This is a genomic window from Micromonospora parathelypteridis, assembly GCF_014201145.1.
GTDB classification, from domain to species: domain Bacteria; phylum Actinomycetota; class Actinomycetes; order Mycobacteriales; family Micromonosporaceae; genus Micromonospora; species Micromonospora parathelypteridis.
Window position 1 is genome coordinate 1,253,466 of the sequence record NZ_JACHDP010000001.1, and the last position, 23,673, is coordinate 1,277,138.

The 23,673-nt window shown below is 70.1% G+C and carries 19 protein-coding genes, 1 tRNA gene and 1 pseudogene; 9 read left to right on the top strand and 12 right to left on the bottom strand.

What is annotated here, in order from left to right; all coding sequences use genetic code 11:
- Positions 1 to 124: 124 nt before the first annotated feature.
- Complete coding sequence (gene rpsA, locus HNR20_RS05160) at positions 125 to 1,636, bottom strand: 30S ribosomal protein S1 (RefSeq protein ID WP_221309705.1); 1,512 nt, start codon at positions 1,634 to 1,636, stop codon at positions 125 to 127.
- Between the two features lie 426 nt (positions 1,637 to 2,062).
- Here rpsA and HNR20_RS05165 point away from each other — a divergent pair, with 426 nt between their 5' ends.
- The 4 genes and pseudogenes from HNR20_RS05165 to HNR20_RS05180 all read left to right on the top strand — a co-directional run.
- Complete coding sequence (locus tag HNR20_RS05165; RefSeq protein ID WP_184176933.1) at positions 2,063 to 2,869, top strand: class I SAM-dependent methyltransferase; 807 nt, start codon at positions 2,063 to 2,065, stop codon at positions 2,867 to 2,869.
- Positions 2,870 to 2,976: 107 nt separating this feature from the next.
- Positions 2,977 to 3,528 (top strand): Uma2 family endonuclease, encoded by a 552-nt coding sequence (locus HNR20_RS05170; protein WP_184176935.1) that lies wholly within the window; start codon positions 2,977 to 2,979, stop codon positions 3,526 to 3,528.
- A 36-nt stretch (positions 3,529 to 3,564) separates the two neighbouring features.
- Positions 3,565 to 3,783: a hypervirulence associated TUDOR domain-containing protein gene (locus tag HNR20_RS05175; protein WP_184176937.1), complete on the top strand. Its 219-nt coding sequence runs from the start codon at positions 3,565 to 3,567 to the stop codon at positions 3,781 to 3,783.
- A pseudogene (locus HNR20_RS05180) lies at positions 3,770 to 4,117 on the top strand (DUF3140 domain-containing protein); the annotation flags it as partial. The gene HNR20_RS05175 and the pseudogene HNR20_RS05180, both read left to right, overlap by 14 nt.
- A 158-nt stretch (positions 4,118 to 4,275) precedes the next feature.
- Here HNR20_RS05180 and polA read toward each other — a convergent pair.
- The 8 genes from polA to HNR20_RS05220 form a co-directional block, all read right to left on the bottom strand.
- Positions 4,276 to 6,975, bottom strand: coding sequence for a DNA polymerase I (polA, locus tag HNR20_RS05185; protein WP_184176941.1), 2,700 nt, complete (start codon positions 6,973 to 6,975; stop codon positions 4,276 to 4,278).
- Between the two features lie 135 nt (positions 6,976 to 7,110).
- Positions 7,111 to 7,824 carry an ABC transporter ATP-binding protein gene (locus HNR20_RS05190; protein WP_184176943.1) on the bottom strand — a complete coding sequence of 238 codons (714 nt, stop codon included), beginning with the start codon at positions 7,822 to 7,824 and terminating at the stop codon, positions 7,111 to 7,113.
- Positions 7,811 to 8,752 carry an ABC transporter ATP-binding protein gene (locus HNR20_RS05195; protein ID WP_221309707.1) on the bottom strand — a complete coding sequence of 314 codons (942 nt, stop codon included), beginning with the start codon at positions 8,750 to 8,752 and terminating at the stop codon, positions 7,811 to 7,813. Before HNR20_RS05195 ends, HNR20_RS05190 begins: the two co-directional genes overlap by 14 nt.
- Complete coding sequence (locus HNR20_RS05200) at positions 8,745 to 9,902, bottom strand: branched-chain amino acid ABC transporter permease (RefSeq protein ID WP_184176945.1); 1,158 nt, start codon at positions 9,900 to 9,902, stop codon at positions 8,745 to 8,747. The genes HNR20_RS05195 and HNR20_RS05200 overlap by 8 nt, the downstream gene beginning before the upstream one ends.
- The gene (locus HNR20_RS05205; protein WP_184176947.1) at positions 9,899 to 10,882 is read right to left on the bottom strand and encodes a branched-chain amino acid ABC transporter permease; all 984 of its coding nucleotides are present in this window, start codon (positions 10,880 to 10,882) and stop codon (positions 9,899 to 9,901) included. The genes HNR20_RS05200 and HNR20_RS05205 overlap by 4 nt, the downstream gene beginning before the upstream one ends.
- A 66-nt stretch (positions 10,883 to 10,948) precedes the next feature.
- Positions 10,949 to 12,100: a branched-chain amino acid ABC transporter substrate-binding protein gene (locus tag HNR20_RS05210; RefSeq protein WP_184176949.1), complete on the bottom strand. Its 1,152-nt coding sequence runs from the start codon at positions 12,098 to 12,100 to the stop codon at positions 10,949 to 10,951.
- A 365-nt stretch (positions 12,101 to 12,465) separates the two neighbouring features.
- Entirely contained in the window at positions 12,466 to 13,653 is a 1,188-nt protein-coding gene (locus tag HNR20_RS05215; RefSeq protein ID WP_184176951.1) for a hypothetical protein, read from the bottom strand.
- Positions 13,654 to 13,721: 68 nt separating this feature from the next.
- The gene (locus tag HNR20_RS05220; RefSeq protein ID WP_088991522.1) at positions 13,722 to 14,345 is read right to left on the bottom strand and encodes an ANTAR domain-containing response regulator; all 624 of its coding nucleotides are present in this window, start codon (positions 14,343 to 14,345) and stop codon (positions 13,722 to 13,724) included.
- 83 nt (positions 14,346 to 14,428) lie between these two features.
- Here HNR20_RS05220 and HNR20_RS05225 point away from each other — a divergent pair.
- Together HNR20_RS05225 and HNR20_RS05230 are read left to right on the top strand one after the other, a co-directional pair.
- Positions 14,429 to 14,511: transfer RNA gene (locus HNR20_RS05225), tRNA-Leu, on the top strand.
- A 193-nt stretch (positions 14,512 to 14,704) separates the two neighbouring features.
- Complete coding sequence (locus HNR20_RS05230) at positions 14,705 to 15,355, top strand: NAD-dependent epimerase/dehydratase family protein (protein ID WP_184176953.1); 651 nt, start codon at positions 14,705 to 14,707, stop codon at positions 15,353 to 15,355.
- Positions 15,356 to 15,367: 12 nt separating this feature from the next.
- Here HNR20_RS05230 and HNR20_RS05235 read toward each other — a convergent pair whose 3' ends face one another.
- A complete protein-coding gene (locus tag HNR20_RS05235) occupies positions 15,368 to 16,528 on the bottom strand; it encodes a trans-sulfuration enzyme family protein (RefSeq protein ID WP_184176955.1) in 1,161 nt (386 codons plus the stop codon).
- A 102-nt stretch (positions 16,529 to 16,630) separates the two neighbouring features.
- Here HNR20_RS05235 and HNR20_RS05240 point away from each other — a divergent pair, with 102 nt between their 5' ends.
- Together HNR20_RS05240 and HNR20_RS05245 are read left to right on the top strand one after the other, a co-directional pair.
- A complete protein-coding gene (locus HNR20_RS05240; RefSeq protein WP_030334356.1) occupies positions 16,631 to 17,110 on the top strand; it encodes an Lrp/AsnC family transcriptional regulator in 480 nt (159 codons plus the stop codon).
- A gap of 77 nt (positions 17,111 to 17,187) precedes the next feature.
- Positions 17,188 to 18,198, top strand: a complete 1,011-nt coding sequence (locus tag HNR20_RS05245) for an LLM class flavin-dependent oxidoreductase (protein ID WP_184176958.1) — start codon at positions 17,188 to 17,190, stop codon at positions 18,196 to 18,198.
- A gap of 200 nt (positions 18,199 to 18,398) precedes the next feature.
- Here HNR20_RS05245 and HNR20_RS05250 read toward each other — a convergent pair whose 3' ends face one another.
- Positions 18,399 to 20,678, bottom strand: a complete 2,280-nt coding sequence (locus tag HNR20_RS05250) for a rhamnogalacturonan lyase family protein (protein WP_184176960.1) — start codon at positions 20,676 to 20,678, stop codon at positions 18,399 to 18,401.
- 239 nt (positions 20,679 to 20,917) lie between these two features.
- Here HNR20_RS05250 and HNR20_RS05255 point away from each other — a divergent pair, with 239 nt between their 5' ends.
- A complete protein-coding gene (locus HNR20_RS05255; RefSeq protein WP_229687194.1) occupies positions 20,918 to 22,357 on the top strand; it encodes a pyridoxal-dependent decarboxylase in 1,440 nt (479 codons plus the stop codon).
- A gap of 263 nt (positions 22,358 to 22,620) precedes the next feature.
- On the opposite strand, the gene HNR20_RS05260 is transcribed toward HNR20_RS05255, so the two are convergent.
- Positions 22,621 to 23,658, bottom strand: coding sequence for a sulfite exporter TauE/SafE family protein (locus HNR20_RS05260; RefSeq protein ID WP_184176962.1), 1,038 nt, complete (start codon positions 23,656 to 23,658; stop codon positions 22,621 to 22,623).
- Between the last annotated feature and the right edge of the window lie 15 nt (positions 23,659 to 23,673).

Genomic DNA, 23,673 nt, shown 5'->3' on the forward strand with positions numbered 1-23,673 from the left:
TGCCTCATACATCGCAAAGCGCTCCCGGACACCGCGAGGTGCGCCCGGGCACGGCGAAGGCCCCGCCCCCAGCGATCCGGAGATCGCGGGGACGGGGCCTGTCGTCGTTCAGTCGTTCAGCGGGTCACTTACCGCCGGCGAGCTTCTCCCGCAGTGCGGCGAGCGCCTCGTCGGTGGCCAGCGTGCCGGCCGGCTCCTCGGCCTGCCGGCTCGGGGCCGGGCTGGACGAAGAGGTGGTGCCACCGCCGCCTGCGCCGCCAGCGGCCGGAACGGCCGGAGTCGGGTTGGCGGCAGCCTCGGCGTCGGCGGCCCGAGAGGTCTGCACCTGCTTGGTGTGGGCCTCCCAGCGCAGACGAGCCTCGGCGTACTGGTTCTCCCAGGTCTCGCGCTGCTTGTCGTACCCCTCGAGCCACTCGCCCGTCTCCGGGTCGAAGCCCTCCGGGTAGATGTAGTTGCCCTCGGTGTCGTACGTCGCGGCCATGCCGTAGAGGGTCGGGTCGAAGTGCTCCTCGCCCTCGACGAAGCCCTCGTTGGCCTGCTTGAGCGACAGCGAGATCCGGCGACGCTCCAGGTCGATGTCGATGACCTTGACCATGACCTCGGAGCCAACCTGGACGACCTGCTCCGGGATCTCCACGTGGCGCTCGGCCAGCTCGGAGATGTGGACCAGGCCCTCGATGCCGTCGTCCACGCGGACGAACGCACCGAACGGCACCAGCTTGGTGACCTTACCCGGCACGATCTGCTGGATCGCGTGGGTGCGGGCGAACTGCCGCCACGGGTCTTCCTGGGTCGCCTTCAGCGACAGCGAGACGCGCTCGCGGTCCAGGTCGACGTCCAGGACCTCGACCTCGACCTCCTGGCCCACCTCGACGACCTCAGACGGGTGGTCGATGTGCTTCCAGGACAGCTCGGAGACGTGCACCAGACCGTCGACGCCGCCGAGGTCCACGAATGCGCCGAAGTTGACGATCGAGGACACGACGCCCTTGCGGACCTGGCCCTTCTGCAGCTTGTTGAGGAACTCGGTGCGCACCTCGGACTGCGTCTGCTCCAGCCAGGCCCGGCGGGACAGGACCACGTTGTTGCGGTTCTTGTCCAGCTCGATGATCTTGGCCTCGAGCTCACGCCCGACGTACGGCTGCAGGTCGCGCACACGACGCATCTCGACCAGGGAGGCGGGCAGGAAGCCGCGCAGCCCGATGTCGAGGATGAGGCCGCCCTTGACCACCTCGATGACCGAACCGCGGACGACGCCGTCCTCGTCCTTGATCTTCTCGATCGTGCCCCAGGCCCGCTCGTACTGTGCCCGCTTCTTGGAGAGGATCAGACGACCCTCCTTGTCCTCCTTCTGGAGGACCAGGGCCTCGATGTGGTCACCAACCGTCACAACCTCGGCGGGGTCCACGTCGTGCTTGATCGACAACTCCCGAGAGGGGATGACACCCTCGGTCTTGTAGCCGATGTCGAGCAGGACCTCGTCCCGATCGACCTTGACGACGGTGCCTTCGACAATGTCGCCGTCGTTGAAGTACTTGATGGTCTCGTCGATCGCGGCGAGGAATGCCTCCTCGGAACCGAGATCGTCGTGGGTGACCCGGGTGGCGCTCGAGGGGGCCTCGATGCTGCTCGTCATGTGGGCGGTTGCTCCGGTCGGTGGGTTGTCACAGCAGGCTGGTGTCGCAGTGACCTGTTCGCGCCAGCGGATCCGTCGCCGGGCACACCGAACGATCGCCTAGTGAGATCATGATGTGGCTCCGTCGACCGCGTACCTGCTCCCTGCCGAGGCAACGCGATCCGCGAGCGCATCGTCTAGCCTACCGTGCGCATTACCACAGCGTGCAAGCCCTCCCGGCTTCTCTCCGTGCGATGACCTGCGAAAGACGAACAATCGCCCGGAAACCACCCCTGCTGTCTCGTGCGTCACAGCGACCCCAGCGGCCACCGCGGCCCCTCCAAGATTCACGCCCTGCCGAGGCGGGGCCGGGGTGGGGTGTGTGGGCTCGGCGGGTCGGGCCGGCCCAGCGGGCGGATCGACCACGGTGGGGCCTAGCGTGAGCGCGTGGATGACGACAGCCGGGTCACCCGGCGCCGGGTGGGTGACGCCGAGGCCCGGCGGGCCAACCGCGGCTGGTGGGACACCGACGCCGACGACTACCAGGCCGAGCACGGCGCGTTCCTCGGCGACGTCGACTTCGTCTGGTGCCCGGAGGGGCTGCGCGAGGCCGACGCCCGACTGCTCGGCGACCTGCCCGGGCGGCGGGTGCTGGAGGTGGGCTGCGGAGCGGCCGCCGCCGCCCGCTGGCTGGCCACCCAGGGCGCCTGGCCGGTCGCCTTCGACCTGTCCGCCGGCATGTTGCGGCACGCCGCCGAGGCCGCCGACCGCACCGGGGTACGCGTACCGCTGGTGCAGGCCGACGCGCTCGCCCTGCCGTTCGCCGACGGGTCGTTCGACGTCGCCTGCACCGCCTTCGGCGCGATCCCCTTCGTGGACGACTCGGCGACCCTGCACGCCGAGGTGCACCGGGTGCTGCGCCCCGGGGGGCGGTGGGTGTTCTCGGTGACCCACCCGATGCGTTGGATCTTCCTCGACGACCCCGGCGAGGGCGGGCTGACCGCCGTGCACTCGTACTTCGACCGTTCCCCCTACGTGGAACAGGACGAGTCCGGCGTGGCCACCTACGTCGAGCAGCACCGCACCCTCGGCGACCGGATCCGGGAGCTGGTCGGCGCCGGGTTCCGGCTGCTGGACCTGCTGGAACCGGAGTGGCCGCAGGGGCACGAGGGGATCTGGGGGCAGTGGAGCCCCTTGCGCGGTCGGCTCTTCCCCGGCACCGCCATCTTCGTCACCGAGAAGCCCGCCACGTAAGCGCGTCGCACTCGCGGTCCGACCTGCATTCCATCGATCGCCGGTAGGCTCGGCTCATGAGCGCGGGGCCCATCCCTACATCACCTGGCCCCTGGTGTCCGGATCCGATGCGGCAGCAGCGTGCCGACTACACGCTGGAAGACCTGCTCGCCCTGCCGGACGACGCCCCCCGCGTCGAACTCGTCGACGGAATTTTCCAGGTGACACCCTCCCCCACCCTGGGCCATCAGAACATCTCCAGCCTGCTGTGGCTCTGGCTGCACAACCACGCGCCTCAGCACCTCGGCGCTGCCCAGGCCATCGGCGTCAAGCTCAGCCACAACACAAGCCGACAGCCCGACGTGCTATTGCACCGTGCCGGCGTGGCGTCCGCCCATTCCATCCTGCGCTCGGAGGATGTCGTGTTCGCCGTGGAGATCGTGTCGCCGGGCACGCGGCGGATCGACCGATTCGCCAAACCGGGCGAGTACGCCGCCGCCGGCATCCCGTTCTACTGGCGGATCGAGCAGGATCCGGTGCACGTGTACGCGTACCGGATCGGCGACCGGGTGGGGCCGGGCGGTGAGCGGCAGTACGAACTGGTCGCCGACGGCGCTGACGTGATCGAGCTGGCCGAGCCGTTCGACATCAAACTGCCGATCGCCGAGATCACCCCGTAGTCGTTTCACCCCTACGGCGTCGGGTAGCCGAGGGTCATGGCCGAACAGAGTTTCCACAAGGGCGACCATGTCTCCTGGTCGGCCCACGGCAGCCGCGCGTACGGCGTGGTGCAGGAGACGATCACCGAGCGGACGCGGATCCGCGGGCGGGCAGTGAACGCGGCGCCCGACGACCCGCAGTACCGGGTCCGCAGTGACGGAACGGGCCGCGACGTGGCCCACCGCCCCGAGGCGCTGCGTCATGAGCAGAGCTGACGATCAGGGCCGGGACACCTACCGGGAGTTCACCGAGGCGGTGAACATGAAACCCGGCGAGCTGTCCACGTGGCTGGAGACCGATGAGTCGAAGCGGGTTGGCTGGCACAAGGGCGGCCGCTCCGGTGGCGGCGAGTCCGTCGGGCACGATTCCGGCCGGAAGATCATCAACCTGCTCCGGCGCAAGCGCGGTGACCTGTCCGAGGGCGACTACAAGCACATGCGCAAGGTGGTCGGCTACGTTCGCCGGCACATGGCGCAACGCCCGTCGGGCAACGTCCGCGACACCAAGTGGCGCTGGTCCCTCATGAACTGGGGCCACGACCCCCTGAAGTAACCACGAACAAGATCACACTCCAGGCGACGGCCGAAAGCATCGCCGTCGGGGTGACCCAGTCAGGGGTTCCGGGGCAGCCCGACCCGCGCAGGGATCAAGCCTGACCGCCCGGAGCGGGTCGGGCTGCCCCGGAACCCCCACCGCAAGACAGAAATTCAGTGATCAGCGCTGTTCCAGTCGTGCCCGTCGCCGACCGACACCGACAACGGCACCGACAGCGGGTACGCCTCGCCCATCTCCCGCCGGACCAGCGCCTCCAACGCCTCCCGCTCACCGGGAGCGACCTCGAAGACCAACTCGTCGTGCACCTGCAGCAGCATCCGCGAGCGCATCCCGGCCTCGCCGAGCGCGGTGTCGACGTGCAGCATCGCCACCTTGATGATGTCGGCCGCGGAGCCCTGGATCGGGGCGTTGAGCGCCATCCGCTCGGCGATGTCGCGGCGCTGCCGGTTGTCGCTGACCAGGTCGGGCAGGTAGCGGCGGCGACCCAGGATGGTGGAGGTGTAGCCGTCCTGGCGTGCCCGGGCGACCACCTGCTGCAGGTAGTCGCGCACCCCGCCGAAACCGGCGAAGTAGTTCTCCATCAGCCCGCGCGCCTCGTCGGTGCCGATGCTGAGCTGCTGGGACAGGCCGAACGCGCTCAGCCCGTACGCCAGGCCGTAGTTCATGGCCTTGATCTTGCGGCGCTGGTCGGGGGTGACCTCGTCGAGCGGCACCCCGAAGACCGACGACGCGGTGGCGGCGTGGAAGTCGGCCCCGGAGTTGAACGCCTCGATCAGCGCGTCGTCCGAGGACAGGTGAGCCATGATCCGCATTTCGATCTGGCTGTAGTCGGCGGTGAGCAGGCACTCGTAACCCTCGCCCACCACGAAGGCACGGCGGATCCGCCGGCCCTCCTCGGTGCGGATGGGGATGTTCTGCAGGTTGGGCTCGGTGGAGGAGAGCCGCCCGGTGGCCGCCACCGTCTGGTTGAAGGTGGTGTGGATCCGGCCGTCGTCGGAGACCGACTTGAGCAGCCCGTCGACTGTCGACTTGAGCTTGGCCACGTCCCGGTGGCGCAGCAGGTGGGCCAGCACCGGGTGCGGCTGCTGCGCGTAGAGCCACTGCAGCGCGTCGGCGTCGGTGGTGTAGCCCGTCTTGATCTTCTTGGTCTTCGGCAGGCCCAGCTCGGTGAAGAGGATCTCCTGCAACTGCTTGGGCGAGCCGAGGTTGAACTCCCGACCCACCGCCTCGTACGCGCCCTGCGCGGCGGCCTTCACCTCGGCGGCGAAATGCGCCTCCAACTCGGACAGATAGTGCGTGTCGGCGGCGATGCCGATGCTCTCCATGCCGGCCAGCACCCGCATCAACGGCAGCTCCACCCCGGCCATCAGCCGGGCGGACTGCTCGCCGTCGCGGGACAACTCGGCGTCGATCGCGTCAGCAAGGTCGAGAGTGGCCCGGGCCTGGAGCATCAGGTTCTGCTCGGCGACGCCCTCGTCACCGAGCCCGTCGAGGGTGAGCTGGCCGGACTCCGGGACGTCCACCCGCAACTCCCGGTGCAGGTAGCGCAGCGCCAGGTCGGTCAGGTCGTAGGACCGCTGATCGGGACGGGCCAGGTACGCGGCGATCTGGGTGTCGCGGACGATGCCGGCGAGCTGCCAACCGTGCGCGGCGCAGGCCAGCACGGCCGGCTTGCTGTCGTGCAGCACCTTGGGCCGCTGCGCGTCGGCCAACCAGGCGGCCAGGGCGCCGTCGTCGGTCGGGTCGAGCCGCGCCGGGTCGACCCAGGCCGCCGCGCCGCCGGCGGTGGCCAGCGCCAGACCGGTGATCGAGGCGGTGTGCCGGCGGTTGGGGCCGGTGTCGAGCTTGACCGCCAACCCGACCGGGGTGCCGGTCGGGGCGTGGGTGCCCAGCCAGCCGGCCAGCGCGCCGGGCTCGGTGAGCATCTCGCCGGCGAGGTCGAAGCCGGACTCGGCCTCCGGCTCGACCGCCTCCAGGTATTGGTAGAGGCGGTCCCGCAGGATGCGGAACTCCAGCGTGTCGAAGACCTGGTGCACCGCCTCGCGGTCCCAACCGGCCCAGCGGGTGTCCTCCGGGCGCAGCGGCAGCTCCAGATCGGAGACGAGGCGGTTGATCTCGTAGTTGCGGATCACGTCGGCGAGCCGCTCCCGCAGGCTGTCGCCGGCCTTGCCCTTGATCTCGTCGGCCCGGGCGATCACGCCCTCCACCCCGCCGTACGTGGTGATCCATTTGGCGGCGGTCTTCGGGCCGACGCCCGGGATGCCGGGCAGGTTGTCGCTGGTCTCGCCGACCAGCGCGGCCAGGTCCCGGTACTGCTGTGGGGTGACGCCGTACTTCGCCTCGATCGCGGCAGGGTCCATCCGGGCCAGGTCGGAGACACCCTTGCGCGGGTAGAGGACGGTGATCTGATCGTCGACCAACTGGAACGCGTCCCGGTCACCGCTGCTGATCAGCACCGACATGCCCTGGTCGCGGGCCTGGCAGGCGAGCGTCGCGATGACGTCGTCGGCCTCGAAGCCCTCCTTCTCGACCACCGGGATCTGCAGCGCGGCCAGGACCTCCTTGACCAGGCTGACCTGGCCCTTGAAGTCGGTCGGAGTCTCGCTGCGGCCGGCCTTGTACTCCGAGTATTTCTCCGTGCGGAAGGAACGGCGGGAGACGTCGAAGGCCACCACGATGTGGGTGGGCTGCTCATCCCGCAACACGTTGATCAGCATCGAGGTGAAGCCGTAGACCGCGTTGGTCGGCTGCCCCGTCGTGGTGGAGAAGTTTTCCACCGGCAGGGCGAAGAAGGCCCGGTATGCCATGGAATGTCCGTCGACGAGGAGCAGGCGCGGTGTCGTAGCTGTCACGGCAGCGACTCTAGTCCGTCGCACCGACATCCCTGGCCCTCGGCACGGGGTGCCGCGGCACCGAGACGAGAGCCGGCCCGAACGCCGTCGGCCGGCCACCCCCGCGAGGGGATGACCGGCCGACGCTCGGGTGGTTCAGGCCACGCCGAGGTACGCCTCCTTGACCGACGGATCGTGCAGCAGGTCCTGACCGGACCCCTCCTTCACGATCTGACCGGTCTCCAGCACGTAGCCGCGGTGCGCCCGCGACAACGCCTGCTGGGCGTTCTGCTCCACCAGCAGGATCGTGGTGCCCTGCTGGTTGATCTCCGTGATGATGTCGAAGATCTGCCGGATCACCAACGGGGCCAGACCCATCGACGGCTCGTCGAGCAGCAGGAGCTTCGGTCGACTCATCAGTGCCCGGCCGACCGCGAGCATCTGCTGCTCGCCGCCGGAGAGCGTGCCACCGGCCTGCTTGCGCCGCTCGGCCAGCCGCGGGAAGAGGGTCAGCACCCGCTCCAGGTCGGAGGCGATGCCGGCGGAGTCCCGCCGGGTGTACGCCCCCATGTCCAGGTTCTCCATCACCGTCATGCCCGGGAAGATCTGCCGTCCCTCCGGCGACTGACACAGCCCCCGGACCACCCGCAGGTCGGCCCGGAGCTTGCTGATGTCCTCGCCGTTGAACGTGATCTTCCCGCCGGCCAGCGACCGGGTGCCGGAGATGGCCCGCATGGTGGTGGTCTTACCGGCGCCGTTCGCGCCGATCAGGGCCACCACCTCGCCCTCGTTCACGGTGAGGCTGATTCCGTGCAGCGCCTCGATCCGGCCGTAGGCAACGGCGACGTTCTCAAGCTCAAGCAGCGTCATCGGCGGGCTCCCCCAGGTACGCGGCGATCACCTTCGGATCGCGGCTGACCTCCGCGGGCGCACCCTCGGCGATCTTGCGGCCGAACTCCAGCACCACGATCCGGTCGGTGACTCCCATGACCAGCCGCATGTCGTGCTCGATGAGCAGGACGGTCAGGCCCATGTCACGGATCTTGCGGATCAGGGTGAGGAGCTCCTCCTTCTCCGCCGGGTTGAAGCCGGCGGCCGGCTCGTCCAGGCAGATCAGCTTCGGCTCGGTGGCCAGCGCGCGGGCGATCTCCAACCGGCGCTGGTAGCCGTACGGCAGGTTGCGTGCCTCGTCGTTGGCCCGATCGGCGATTCCGACGAAACGCAGCAACTCGAGCGCCTTGGACTCGGCCGCCCGCTCCTCCAGGATGTGCCGGGACAGGCCGAAGATCTTCGCGGCCGACAGGCGCACCTGCTGCCAGGTCCGGACGATTCCGGACGCGGCGGTGACCTGCGGCAGTTCCTCCGGCTTCGGCCGCACCCGGTAGAGCCGGAACAGCGCCCCGGGCACGCTCGTCTTGTGCCGCGAGTCGGTGCCGACCATCACGTTCTCCAGCGCCGTCATCTCCGGGAAGAGACGGATGTTCTGGAACGTGCGGGAGATGCCCAACTGGCTGATCTGGTGCGGCTTGCGGCCGGTCACCTTCTGGCCGCGGAACCGGACCGCCCCGGAGGTCGGCTTGTAGACCCCGGTCATCACGTTGAAGCTGGTGGTCTTGCCGGCACCGTTCGGCCCGATGAGGCCGAGGATCTCGCCCTCGTAGATCTGGAAATTGATCTTGTCGAGGGCGACCACGCCGCCGAAGCGGAGCGTGACGTCGTCGACTTCGAGCAGCACCGACCGGGGTCCCGGCTGAGTCGGGATCTTCGGCGTCGCGGTGCGGGTGGTCTGGTCAGACATGAGCGGGCGCCTCCTCTGCCTCGGCCGCGCGGTCCTTCAACTCGCGGGCACGCCGCCGGCTCGGGACGAGGCCCTGCGGACGCAGGATCATCACCAGGACCATGGCCAGGCCGAAGACCAACCACCGGTAGTCGGCGAAGTCGCGGAACCGCTCCGGCAGGTACGCCAGCAGCACCGCGCCGAGCGAGACGCCGATCATGTTGCCGGAGCCACCCACCACGACCATGGCGACGAACAGGATGGACAGGTTCGCGTTGAACTGGGTCGGGTCGATGAACGCGTTCCGGCTGCCGAACAGGAAGCCGGACAGGCCGCCGAGCGCCGCACCGATGGCGAACGCCCAGAGCTTGAACTTGAACGGGTACACGCCCATCACCGCGGCGGCGTCCTCGTCCTCGCGCACGGCCAACCATGCCCGGCCGACCCGGCTGTGCTCCAGCCGACGCACCAGGAACACCATGATCAGCACGAAGGTGATCGCCAACCAGTACCAGGGCTTCGCGTCGATCAGACCGAAGACCTTGTTGTCCGCCGACGGCGCGCCCTCCGGACCGGGGATGGCCGAGATGCCCACCGGGCCGTTGGTCAGCCCGGTGGCGTTACGGGCCACGATCCGGATGATCTCGCCGAAGCCCAGCGTCACGATGGCCAGGTAGTCACCGCGCAACCGCAGCGTCGGCCAGCCCAGCAGCACCCCGGAGATCATCGTCAGCACGATCGCGATGAACAGGCAGATCGCCCAGGTCACCGCCCAGGTCGGCGGCAGGTTGAACTCCTGCTGGATCCACTTGACCACCGGCGAGTTCACCGAGCCGAACAGCGCCACGCTGTACGCGCCGATGGCGAAGAAGCCGATGTAGCCCAGGTCGAGCAGGCCGGCGAGGCCGACCACCACGTTCAGGCCGATCGCGACCAGCACGTAGATGGCGCAGACGAAGAGCACACCCGCCCAGTTGTTGCCGCCCTCGATCGAGTCGGTACGCAACCAGGTCAGGCCCGGAATGCCGAGCAGCGGCAGGTAGTAGAGGAACGCCACGAACGCGGCCAGGCCGAGCGCCTGCTGCCACTTCGTCAGCGCACGCCAGCGGTCGCCGACCGAGGTCAGCATGCCGACCCGGCGACGGTCTGCGGAGCGAATCTTGTCGATCATGCGCGGGCCCTCCCGAGCGACTCACCCAACAGGCCGGTGGGTCGGAACATCAGCACCACGATCAGCACCACGAAGGCGATGACGTCCTCCCAGTTGGACGCGAAGAGCGTGGCGCCGTAGACCTCGACGATGCCGAGGAAGAGACCACCCAGCAGTGCGCCGCGCAGGTTGCCGATGCCGCCGAGCACCGCGGCGGTGAACGCCTTCAGACCGAGCACGAAGCCGATGCTGTTCTGGGTGAAGCCGAACCGCATGCTCCACAACAGCGCGGCGGCGCCGGCCATGATGCCACCCAGCACGAAGATCAGCATGATCACGCGCTCCTGGTTGACGCCCATCAGCGCGGCGGTCTCCGGGTTCTGGGCCACCGCCCGCACGCCCCGGCCGTACCGGGTGCGGTTGATGAACCAGTCCAGCACCGCCATCATCGCGACGGCCGCGACGAAGACGATCAGCTGAATGTTGGTGATCGCCGTGTTGCCGATGGTGAAGAGCGTCTCCTGCTGAATGATCGTCGGCATACCGACGATCTGCCGGGGCCGGCCGAACGCCTCCGGCAACACGCCACCGAGCAGCTTGGGCAGCACCTGCCCGAAGAGCTCCACGAAGACCAGCGACAGACCGATCGCGGTGATCAGGAAGATCAGCGGCGGCGCGTTCTTACGGCGCAACGGTCGGTACGCGATCCGCTCGAGCGCCAGGGCCGTACCGCCCGAGGCTGCCGCCGCGACGACCAGACCAAGCACGAGGAACAGGATCGCCTGGCCGACAGGCGGGTTATTTTGCACGCCGAGCTGGGTCCACAGGATCAGCACCGCGAAGGTACCGACCATGAAAACCTCGGAGTGCGCAAAGTTGATCAGGCGCAGGACGCCGTAGACGAGGGTGTAGCCAAGGGCGATCAGGGCGTAGATGGCGCCCTTGGACAGGCCATCGACCGTGTGCTGGCCGAGATGGCCGATCAGTTCATCAAAATGCACCGGGGGTCTCCTTGAATCGAGTGCGGCCGGGGTGAAACACCCCGGCCGCACTCCATTGCGTGGGCGTCAGCTGAGCTTGAGCTCCTGCAGCGCCTCGATAGCAGTGCCCTTGATCTGGTAGGCCCAGATGACGACCTTCGTCGGGTCAACGTCACCCTTGGCGTCGAACTTGATGTACTTCGACACGCCCTGCTTGTCGTACGACTTCACGAACGCCAGGATGTCCGCCCGGCTCTTCTTGCCAGCCTTGAAGGCGTCCAGGTAGATCGTCGCGCCGTCGAAGCCTTCCGCACCGTAGGAGCCCGGCGCGATGCCGTACTCCTTCTGGTAGTCGGCCGAGAAGGTGCCGCCGGCCTTGTCAGCCGGGAGGCACGGGCAGGTGATGATCGCGCCCTCGGCACCGCCGGAGGCACCCGCCGGGAACGCCGGGTCGTAGAGACCGTCCGGGCCGACGAACTTGGCCTGGACACCAGCGGCACGCATCTGCTTGACCAGCGGAGCGGCCTCACGGGTGTAGCCGCCGTAGAAGACGAAGTCCGCCTGCGCCGACTTGATCTTGGAGATGGTGGCGTCGAACTGCGCCTGCCGCTCCTGGATCTTGTCCTTGTTCACGACCAGCGGGCCGAGCTGCTTGCCCAGCTCGTCGGTGATGCCGGCGCCGTAGGCGCTGGCGTCGTCGACCAGGAAGACCTTCTGCGCGTTCTGCGTCTTCAGGTAGCTCGCCACCGCGCCGGCCTGCGTGCCGTCGTTGCCGACGACCCGGTAGAAGGACGTGTTGCCCTTCTGGGTCAGGTCGGTCCGGGTCGCCGACGGGCTGACCATCGCCAGGCCCGCGGCCTGGTAGATCGGCATCGTCGCGTCCGACTCACCGGAGAAGTGACCACCGATGACACCGAGGAACGAGTTGTCCCCCGCGATCTGGTTCGCGAACGGGGTCGCCACAGCAGGGTCACCCTGAGTGTCGAACTCCTGCATGGTGACCTTGCAGTTCGGGTTCGCCGCGTTGAACTGCTTCACGGCGAGCTTGGCGCCATTCAGCGACGGGATCACCAGACCCGCGTTGTCGCCAGTGAACGCGCCGAAGATCGCGATCTTGCCACCGCAGTCACCGGACGCGGTGTTGCTGTCGCCGCCACCGGAATCCTGGCAACCTGCCGCGACCACCAGGGTCGCGGCGAGCGCAACGGTACCCAGCGCCCGTACATAGCTTCGCCTCACGGCTTCCTGACCTCCTCCAGATGCGGACGCCACTGACCCGTTTGCGACGGCGACAGCAGCAGACCGCAATTCCACCCACCCCGCAGGGACTGCCCCTGCGTTACGGCTCGTGATGGCGGAGCGTACCGACACCGCATACCGTCCCGGAAGGCCTGAACGCGGGGTCTGCGAAACCGTTACGAAGACGTGGGTAATCATGTCGATGCGCGTAACAGGTGAACCCGTCTTTTGGTCCTTAAGCGCACGTCCGGTCGGAGGTCACCCGCACCGACCCGGACCAATCCCAGCCGATGAGACGACCATTGACCTGCGAAAATAGCTCGGCACATTGCACCCGGCCCGGCACGGCACGCGACCGTTGGCGCTCAGACGCCCACGCCGGCCGCCCACCACAGCCCGGCCCGCGTCCCGTCGTCCGCCGCCAGCCACCACCGGTCACCCACCGCCACCAGTGACACGTCCCGATCAACGCCGGCCGGCACATCGAGCGGCATCGTGACCTCCCGCCACGACCCACCACGATCCGTCGACACCCACACCGACTGCCGCGCCCCATCGGTCACCGCGGCGAACAGCCGATCCCCGGACGACACCAGCGACGTCACGCCCGGCACCCCGGCCCCGGCCCGCCGCCCGAACGTCGCGGCGGCCACCCAGCCCGCGGCCTCCTGCCGCCACGCGCCGAACGTCGACCCCCGCAGCCCGACCGCCACCGGCACCCCGCCGACCAGCGCCACCCGCTGCAACTCCTCGTACTCCGAACCGCCCGGCAACACCGTGCGCCGCCACGACCGCCCGTCCGGCGACGACCACACCGCCGGGTCACGGTCGATCCGGCCGGCCGGCAGCAGACCACCGACCGCCAGCCAGCCCGACGACGTCGCCACCGCGTCGAACGCCCAGGTCACCCCGACCGCGTCACTGGCCAGCTCCGGCGCACCCTCGACCAGCGCGAACTCGGCCGCGTCCGGCGTCGCCACCCAGGAGGCCGCACCCGCGGAACGGTTGCCGACGATCAACCAGCCCTGCGCGCCGGCCGTCAGGCGGGACACGTTCACCGCCGTCGGCCCGCCGAACGTCTCGAACGGCGCCTGCACCTCGACCAGCGCGCCGTCGGCCACCTGCCGCCACGTGCTCACCCGCGGATAGCCGTGCGCGCCACCGACCTTCGCGCCGATCAGCGCCGCCGCACCGTCCCGGCAGGCCACCGAGAGAAACACGTTCTGCCGACCGTAGAAGGAATCCGGACGGACCGTCACCACCGTCCAGGTCGTACCGTCCACGCTGGTCCACGCCGCCGGACGAGTCCCTCCGTCGGCGTCGGCGACGCCACCCACCAGGAACCATCGACCCGCGCATGATGTCGCGTCGCGTAGGAGAAGACGGCCCGCGCCACCCGGCGGCGCCGGCAGCGCCAAGGGTTGCCAAACCGGCCGCAGCGCCGGCGCGGCGGCCGACGTCGACCCGGCGCCGCTCGGTGCGGTCGGCCCGTCGCACCCGGCAAGCACCAGCGCGAAGAGGCCGAACACCGCGATCACCCGTCGGACGGACACCCGTCGATGCTAACCACCGGACACCGCGCCCGGGGCCCCGCGCAGGCCGTATCGCGCGGGTCGGGTCTTCAGACGGTCGGCTGCTGCGACACCTCGCCGCCAGCGGTCTCCGCGAGGATCCGCTCGGCGACCTCTTTCATGGTCATCCGGTGATCCATCGCCGTGCGCTGGATCCACTTGAACGCCTGCGGCTCGGTCATCCCGTACGTGGTCATCAGCGCGCCCTTCGCGCGCTCGACGGCCTTGCGGATCTCCAGGCGGTCGGTCAGGCTCGCGACCTCGGCCTCCAGGGCGGCGACCTCCGAGTAACGCGACAGCGCGATCTCCACCGCCGGGACCAGGTCGCTCTTCTGGAAAGGCTTCACGAGGTACGCCATCGCGCCCGCCGCCCGCGCCCGCTCCACCAGGTCACGCTGGCTGAACGCGGTCAGGATGATCACCGGGGCGATCCGGGCGCCGGCGATGCGCTCGGCGGCAGCCAGCCCATCCATGATCGGCATCTTGATGTCGAGGATGACCAGGTCGGGCTTCAACTCCTCGGCCAGGCGGACGGCGGTCTCACCGTCACCGGCCTCCCCCACAACCTCGTAACCCTCTTCGACCAGCATCTCGGCGAGGTCCAGCCGGATCAGCGCCTCGTCCTCGGCGATCAGTACGCGCCTGCGCTCGGCATCCGTCGGCATCTCAGCCACCAGCCCTACCCCCACCATCGATCACTGCACGGCTACCACCCATGCTCCCGCATGAGAGTAGTCGGGTACAGTAAGCGCCACCCGCCGGGATGGTGGAACGGCATACACGGAAGTCTCAAACACTTCTGCCCGAAAGGGCTTGCGGGTTCGAATCCCGCTCCCGGCACCCCGTCATACACCTGTTCGACGATGCGAGCGTGCGTCCCGCCGCAGATGCGGGCGCAGCTCGCGCGCTCGCGGTCGTCTCCCCTGCCGGTTCGGCGATGTCGATCGGCGGGGCATTTTCCGACCCCCGTGGTGCTGCCGGGCGTGGGAGCCTGGCCGCTACGAAGCTGCGAGATCGACAGGGGTGAGGACCGATGCGGGTGGTCATTTTCGGTGCGACCGGCATGGTCGGCCAGGGCGTGCTGCGGGAGTGCCTGCTCGCCGAGGACGTGCGGGAAGTGGTGACGGTCGGCCGGAGGCCGACCGGTGGGCAGGATCCGAAGCTGCGTGAGCTGACGGTCGCGGACGTGGGCGAGTTGGACGCGGTGCGGGCCGAGTTGACCGGCGTGGACGCGTGTTTCTACTGCCTGGGCGTCTCTTCGTTGGGTTTGAGCGAGGCCGCGTACACCCGGGTCAGCTACGACTACCCGCTCGCGGCGGCGCGGCTGTTGGCGGAGGTGAGCCCGCAGGTCACGTTCGTCTACGTTTCCGGTCAGGGGACCGATTCCTCAGGCGAGGGTCGGGTGATGTGGGCCCGGGTCAAGGGTCGTGCCGAGAACGCGATCATCGACCTGCTGCCCAACGGCTACGCGGCGCGGCCCGGCGTCATCCAGCCGAGGCACGGGGTGGTGTCGAGGACCCGTTGGTATCGGATCGGGTACGCGATCACCCGTCCGCTTTTCCCGGTGTTGCGCCGGTTGCTGCCGAATCAGATCACCACGACCGACGGGATCGGCCTGGCGATGCTGCGGGTGGCCCGGCAGGGTTCGCCCAGCCGGGTGCTGGGCAATCGCGAGCTGCGCTGACCGCGCGTCCGGTCAGGTGAGCGTGTCGAGCGCGTGGGCGAGGTCGACGCGCAGGTCCTCGGGGTCCTCCAGGCCGACCGAGAGGCGCAGCAGCCCGGCGGCGGGTTTCGCGTCGCCGTCGACGGGTCGGTGGGTCAGCGAGGCGGGGTGCTGGATCAGGGTGTCGACGCCGCCGAGGGACACCGCGTGCGTGATGAGTCGGCAAGCACCGGCGACGGCGGCCGCGGCGGGCGCGCCGCCGCGTACCTCGAAGGCGAGCAGGCTGCCGGGTCCGGCCATCTGGCGGCCGACCAGCGCCGCCGGGTCGTGCACCGAGGGGTGGTGCACCCGGTGTACGGCGGGGTGGCTGGCGAGCCAGCCGGCGAGCTTCTCGGCGGTGGCCTGCTGGGCGCGGACCCGCAGTGGCAGGGTCTGCAGGCCGCGGTGCAGCAGGTAGCCGCCGAGTGGGTGCAGGATCGCGCCGGTGACCGCGCGGACCTGGCGTAGTCGCACCGCCCAGTCGGCGTCGCAGGCGACGACGCCGGCGAGCACGTCGCCGTGCCCGCCGATGCTCTTGGTGGCGCTGTGCAGGACGAGGGTGGCGCCGTGTCGGGCGGGTTGTTGCAGTACGGGGGTGGCGACGGTGTTGTCGACCAGCAGCGGGATGTCGCCGGCCGCGGCGGCGACAGCGGCGATGTCGACCAGGTCGAGGGTGGGGTTGGCCGGCGTCTCGACGATGACCAGCGCGGTGTCGGGGCGGATGGCGGCGGCGATCTCGTCGGGGTGCGCCCAGGTCACGGTGGTGCCGAGCAGGCCGGTGGCGAGGACGTGGTCGGTCCCGCCGTAGAGGGGTCGGACGGCGACGACGTGCCGGCGGTCGTCGCGGGCGGCGGCGAGGAGGGTGGCGGTGAGAGCGGCCATTCCGCTGGCGAAGGCGACGGCCTGGGCGGTGCCCTCGAGTTCGGCGAGGGCGGTCTCGAAGCGGGCGACGGTGGGGTTCCAGAGCCGCTGGTAGACGGCCCCGCCCTCGTTGGGGAACGTGCCGCCGGTGGCGAGCTGCTCGTACGCGGCGCCGCCCTCGTCGACGGAGGGCAGCGGGTTGGTGGTGGACAGGTCGATGGGTGGGACGTGCACGCCGAGGGTGCGCAGGTCGTCGCGTCCGGCGTGTACGGCCCGGGTGTCCACCGATGTCATGCCGCGTAGCGTCGAACATCCACCGGCTGGCAAGCAATGGCTCGGCAGATGATTCTGTGAATGGGCTTGGTTTCGTTGTGGGATTCGGGCGAGGATGGTCGGATGCCTCCTGAGCCGAACGATGTGCGGCCGTATCCGGCCCTGGACGAGGTGGACCGCGCGATCCTGACCGAACTGGCCGCGGATGGTCGTCTGCCGAACAACGCTCTCGCCGAGCGGGTGGGGGTGGCGCCGTCGACGTGCCTGACCCGCACCCGGGCGCTGCGGGAGCGTGGCGCGATCCGCGGTTTCCACGCGGAGGTGGATCCGGCCGCGCTGGGACTGCCGTTGCAGGCGCTGGTGTCGGTGCGGTTGACCGCGCACGAGCGGGCGGCGGTGGACGCCTTCCGGGCCCGGTCGGTGCGGCTGCCCGGGGTGGTGTCGGTGTTCCACGTGGCCGGCGCGGAGGATTACGTGCTGCACGTACGGGCGGCGTCGGGTGACGCGTTGCGGGACTTCGTGCTGGACCATCTGGCCGTCGACCCGGTGGTGCAGCACACCCAGACCAGCCTGATCTTCGAGCAGGCGCGTGGGATGGGCTGAGCGGCGGCAGGGGTGAATCAACCGACAGATGCCGGCCAAGCGGAACAAATCCGGTTGGCGGAGGGTTGGCTGACCGTGTGATCACCGTACCGTTGTCTGTTCTTGATCTTGCTCCGGTCGCCAAGAGCACCACCGTCGGCGCGGCCCTGGAAGCCACCACCGAGCTGGCCCGCCGCACCGAGGAGCTGGGCTACCACCGATTCTGGGTGGCCGAGCACCACAACATGCCGGCGATCGCCAGCTCCGCCCCCGCGGTGCTGCTGGCGCACCTGGCGGCGAACACGTCGACCATCCGGCTCGGGTCGGGCGGGGTGATGCTGCCCAACCACGCGCCGCTGGTGGTGGCTGAGCAGTTCGGCACCCTGGAGGCGCTGCACCCCGGTCGGATCGACCTGGGCATCGGGCGGGCGCCGGGCACCGACCAGGTGACCGCGCTGGCGTTGCGGCGCACCATGGAGGGCCTGTCGGCGGAGGGTTTCCCGCGCGAGCTGGCCGACCTGATGAACTACTTCAGCGGGGAACGGCCGGGGCAGATCATCGCCACGCCGGGCCGCGGTGAGCAGCCGGCCGTGTGGCTGCTGGGTTCCAGCGGTTTCAGCGCCCAACTGGCCGGCCTGCTCGGTCTGCCGTTCTCCTTCGCGCACCACTTCAGCTCGGCGAACACCCTGCCGGCGCTGGCCCTGTACCGGCAGAATTTCCGGCCCTCGCAGTGGTTGGACAAGCCGTACGCGATGGTGGCGGTCAACGCGGTGTGCGCCGACACCGACGAGCGCGCCGAGTGGTTGGCGGGGCCGAGCGCCCTGTCGTTCCTGAAGCTGCGTTCCGGCCGGCCGGAGCCGCTGTCGACGCCCGACGAGGCGGCGGCGTACCCGTACTCCGAGATCGAGCGGGAGTTCGTGCTGCAGCGCCGCGACGGTCAGGCGATGGGTTCACCGGAGACGGTGCGCCGACAGCTGACCGAGTTGGTGGAGCGCACCGGCGCGGACGAGCTGATGCTGACCACCCTCGTGTACGACGTGCAGGACCGGGTGCGGTCGTACGAACTGATCGCCGAGCAGGTGGCGGGCGGTCTACGCCAGCGGGCGTGAAACACGATCTTCACGTCAGCGTCACCCCGCCGACCCCGACGGTGCCTAATGTTGGTGCCGGTGGTGGTACGGCATTCCCGGTCGGGACGGGTTGGGAATGCCGCGGTGTGGCGCACCGGGCCGGAGCTGAGCGGATTCCGCGGCTGCGGCCCGGTGCCTGCCACCCTAGGCGACCCCGCTCGGGACCGCCAGGGGTCAGATCAACGTAGGTAGATGTTCGGAGTGGGCGGGCTGGCCATTCCGTCGCCGATGAAGAACCCCGGGTGTGGCGGCTGGTTGTAGGCGGTGTTCTGCCACGCGATCGCCACCCGATACTGCGGGTCGTGCATCAGGGTGTGGATCCGGGTGCTGGTCGGTGTGGGTGTGCTGTAGATGCGCAGGGCCCGGCTGTCGGTGGTTCGCCAGATCACCTCCTCACGCCAGTCACCGAGGATGTCGCCCGAGAGCGCCGGCGTGGACTTGGTGCCGTTGTTCGATCCCACCGAGTTGCCGGTGAGCAGCCGGGTCTCGCCGCCGGTGCCGTACTTGTCGACTGCCGTGCCGTCGAGCAGTTCCCGCACCGGGTCGCCGTCCCACCAGGCGAGGAAGTTGGCCGACGACGGCTTGCGGCCGATGTTCTGGCCTCTGGTGTTGGCCAGCCCGGCGACCGCCGACGACCAGGACTCCGCACCGGGGCTGCCCGCCCAGATGTCCGCGGAGACACCCCGGCCGTTGTCGCCGGAAGCCGGCGTGGACCAGAGGATCTGACCGGTACGGGCGTCGGCGAACCAGGAGCTGGGCTTGCTGGCGTCCTCGTCGACCTTGAACACCTCCAGGCCGGCGCGGCCCGGGTCGAGGTCCCCCACGTGCAGGGCGTCGCCGTGCCCGTTCCCGGTCGAGTAGAGCAGACGACCGTTGTCGTCGATGGTGGCGGCGCCGTAGACGATCTCCTGCCGGCCGTCACCGTCGACGTCGGCGACGGAGAGCTGGTGGTTGCCCTGACCGGCGGCGGCGCCGTTGCCGGAGGTGTTCGAGTCGAACGTCCAGCGCCTGGTCAGCGTGCCGTTGCGGAAGTCCCAGGCCGCGACCACCGCGCGGGTGTAGTAGCCCCGGGCCATGATCAGCGAGGGGCGCTGCCCGTCGAGGTACGCGGTGCCGGCGAGGAACCGGTCCACCCGGTTGCCGTACGAGTCGCCCCAGGACGACACGGTGCCGCGCGGCGGGTCGTAGTTGACGGTGGAGAGCACCGCGCCGGTCTGACCGTTGAACATGGTCAGATACTCGGGCCCGGCCAGCACGTAACCGCTGGAGTTGCGGTGGTCCGCCGACGAGGACCCGATGACCTGGCCGGTGCCGGAGCGGCTGCCGTCGGCGGTCTTCATGGCCACCTCGGCGCGGCCGTCGCCGTCGTAGTCGTACACCTGGAACTGGGTGTAGTGGGCCCCGGCGCGGATGTTGCGGCCCAGGTCGATCCGCCACAGCCGACTGCCGGTCAGGGTGTACGCGTCGACGTAGACGTTTCCGGTGTAGCCGGACTGGGAGTTGTCCTTGGCGTTCGACGGATCCCACTTGAGCACGATCTCGTAGGTGCCGTCACCGTTGAGGTCACCGACCGAGGCGTCGTTGGCGCTGTAGGTGTAGTTCTCGCCGCTGGGGGTGCTGCCGCCGGCCGGGACCTGCAACGGCACGTCCAGGTAGCCCGCGCCGAACTGCCACGCCGGCGCCGACGCCGCCTGCTCGGCGCCGTCGACCACGGCCCGCACGGTGTACGCCGAGCCGGCCGCCGCCCCGCTGTCGAGGTAGGTGGTGGCGCCGGTGATCGGGCTGGCGTTGACCCTGGTCGAGGCGCGGTAGAGGTTGAACGCCACGCCGGAGGTCTCGGTGCCGAGCAGCCGCCAGGAGACCAGGTTGCCGTTGCCGGAGCGGACGCTGATCAGCCCTCGGTCCAGGTCCTCCATCTGCTTCGCCCCCGACGGCGGCGGCGTGGGAGGTGGTGTGGTCGTCGAGGGCGGCGTGGTCGGGGGCGGGGTGGTCGTCGGCGGAGTGGTCGTCGGCGGCGGGGTGGTCGGGCCGTCGGTGGGCGGGGCGCCGGTGCAGGTGGTCCCGTTCAACGCGAAGCTGGACGGCACCGGGTTGGTGCTGCCGGTCCACGAACCGTTGAAGCCGAAGGCGGCGGTGCCGTTGGTGGCGATGGTGGCGTTGTAGTCGACGTTGCGTGCCGTCACCTGCGCACCGGACTGGGTGACAGCGGCGTTCCACGCCTGGGTGACCTGCTGGCCCGCGGCGTACGACCAGGTGAGGGCCCACCCGTTGACCGGGTCGCCAAGATTGGTGACGGTGACGTTGGCGCCGAAGCCGCCCTGCCACTGGTTGGTGATCTGATAGTCGACCCGGCAGCCGATGGCGGCGGCCGAGGCGACGACCGTGCCGAGGGTGCCGGCCACGACGGCGGCCGCCGTCGTGGCCGCGAGCAGGATGAGCCGATGTCTGGACGGGTGCATGGGACTGCCTCCGGGGATCCGCTGGTGATCGCCGCGGCCCATCCGCCCTGCCCGGGAAGCACAGTGGACCCTGCCCCGCCGCTACGGCGGAGGCCGGCGATCTGATCGGGGGTGAACGCCCTGGAACTCACGGATCCGACTCACCGCGCATCGTAAGGCAAGCGCTTTCCAGGGCGCAACATCGATGGCTGCCACGCCCGGTCTTGCCTCAACGATCAATGCCTGATCAACTCGTTCGGGTGAGCGCCCCCCACATGGACCCCGCCGAGTTCCGTCGCGCTGGCCACGCCGTCGTCGACTGGATCGCCGACTACTGGACGACGCTGGAGCAACGACCGGTCGCCCCGGCCGACCCGCCGGGCACGGTAGCCGCCGCTCTTCCCGCCGCGCCGCCCACCGCCGGAGGCGAACCCGTCGAGGCCGTCCTCGCCGACCTGGACTCAATCGTCCTACCGGGGCTGACCCACTGGCAGCACCCCGGCTTCTTCGGCTACTTCCCGGCCAACACCTCCGGCCCGAGCGTGCTCGGCGACCTGGTCAGCTCCGGGCTCGGCGTACAGGGGATGCTCTGGGCCACCAGCCCGGCCTGCACCGAGCTGGAGACGGTGCTGATGGACTGGCTGGCCCAACTGATGGACCTGCCGCAGCGATTCCGCTCGACCGGCACCGGCGGTGGGGTCATCCAGGACTCGGCGTCCTCGGCGACCCTGGTGGCCACCCTGGCCGCGCTGCACCGGGCCAGCGGGGGTCGTTGGCGCGACACCGGCATCGACCGGCGCTACCGCGCGTACACCTCCGTCCACGGGCACTCCTCCATCGAGAAGGCCGTGCGGATCGCCGGGCTGGGCGCCGACGGGGTCCGGACAATCCAGGTGGACCAGGACACCCAGGCCCTGCGGCCGGACGCTCTACGCGCGGCGATCGAGGCCGACCTGGCCGCCGGGGACGTACCCGCCATCGTGGTGGCGACCATCGGCACCACCTCCACCACCGCCGTCGACCCGATACCGGAAATCGGGGCGATCTGCGCCGAGTACGGGATCTGGCTGCACGTCGACGCCGCGTACGCGGGCTCCGCCGCCGTCTGCCCCGAGCTGCGGTGGTCGCACGCCGGCCTGGAGTACGCCGACTCGTACTGCTTCGACCCACACAAGTGGCTGCTCACCGGCTTCGACTGCGACGCGTTCTGGGTGGCCGACCGCGCCGAGCTGATCGAGGCGCTGACCGTACTGCCGGAGTTCCTGCGCAACGCGGCCTCCGAGTCCGGTGCGGTGATCGACTACCGGGACTGGCAGGTGCCGCTGGGCCGGCGATTCCGGGCCTTGAAGCTGTGGTTCGTGTTGCGCTGGTACGGCGCCGAAGGGCTGCGGGCGCACATCCGCTCCGGGGTGGCGCTGGCCGACCGGTTCGCCGAACGGGTCCGCGCCGACGACCGGTTCGAGTTGGCGGCGGCACACCCCTTCTCGCTCGTCTGCTTCCGACTGCGCGCCGACGACGACGTCAACGCGGCACTGCTGGCCGAGGTGAACGCCACCGGGCGGGTGTACCTGACGCACACCCGGGTCGCCGATCGCTACACGCTGCGGCTGGCGGTCGGATCGCCACAAACCACCGAGGCACACGTCGACGAGGCCTGGACACTGCTCGCCAACACGGCCAAGGACCTCCTCGCCCCCTGACATCCCCGCGCCCCGCGCCCCGCGCCCCGCGCCCGGCGCCCGGCGCCCGGCGCCCGGCGCCAAGATCGTGCTCGATCCTGGTTGTAGTGGCCTCGGACTCGCCGGAAGCCACTACCTCCATGTTCGAGCACGATCTTGGCTGGTCGACCTCGGTGATTATGAAGCTAGCGGGCGTTTCGCCCCCCGGGCCCGCACGTCTGCGACCGCGCCCGTCGTCGAACCCGCAGGCTCGCTGGTCGGTCGGGCAGACGGTGGAGCAGGGTTCAGCGTGGGTTGGCGGTACCTGTTACGGCCAGCTCGCCCGGGACCGCATCGTCGAAGGCCGAGGCGGACGCAGCAGCGACGACGGCGGGGCCGGCATGGCCGGCAGCGACGGCATTGCCGGCAGCGACGTCGGCAGGGGCGGCGAGGGCCGGGGCGGCGTTCGCGGCCTCGGCGCGGACCCGGTGGGTGCGACGCAGAGCCCGCACGGCTAGCACCAGCGCGGCCAACCAGCCGGCGGCCAGCAGTGCGTACACGGCGGGGCCGGCCGGGCCGTCCAGCTCGGCAGAGCGGACCAACGTGCGGGCGTTGGTCAGCACGATCACGCCGCCGACCGCCGCGCCGAGCAGTTGGGCGGGCACGATACGCACGAGCCAGGCGGCCAGCGGCGCGGCGATGAGACCGCCGACCAGCAGCGCGGCGACGGTGGGGAGCAGGAAGCCTTCGGTGCCGAGCCCGATCAGGAAGCCGACGCTGGCCGCGCCAGCCACCACGAACTCGGCGGTGTCCACCGAGCCGATCACCTTGCGTGGCTCCATCCGGCCGGAGACCAGTAGCGCCGGAGTCGCCACCGGCCCCCACCCGCCGCCGCCGGTCGCGTCGACGAAGCCGGCGACCAGGCCCAGGGGGCCGAGGAAACGACCACGTAGCCGCCCGCCGACCCGATCGGTACGCAGCGGTCGGGCGAAGCGGACCAGCAGGTACGCGCCGAGCGTGAAGAGGATGCCGGCCATCCACGGCGCGGCCGACTCGGTGGAGATCGAGCTGAGCAGGGTGGCGCCGGCGAAGGCGCCGATCGCGCCGGGCAGGGCGATGCGGGTCACCACTCGCCAGTCGACGTTGCCGAACCGCCAGTGCGCGACCCCGGCGGCGAGCGTGGTGCCGATCTCGGCCAGGTGCACCGAGGCCGAGGCGGCGGCCGGTGCGACCCCGGCGACCAGCAGCAGAGTGGACGAGGTCAGCCCGTACGCCATGCCGAGCGAGCCGTCGATCAACTGCGCGGCGAGCCCGACCAGAGCGAGGATCAACAGCTTGCGCACGAGCGCCCCCTGACT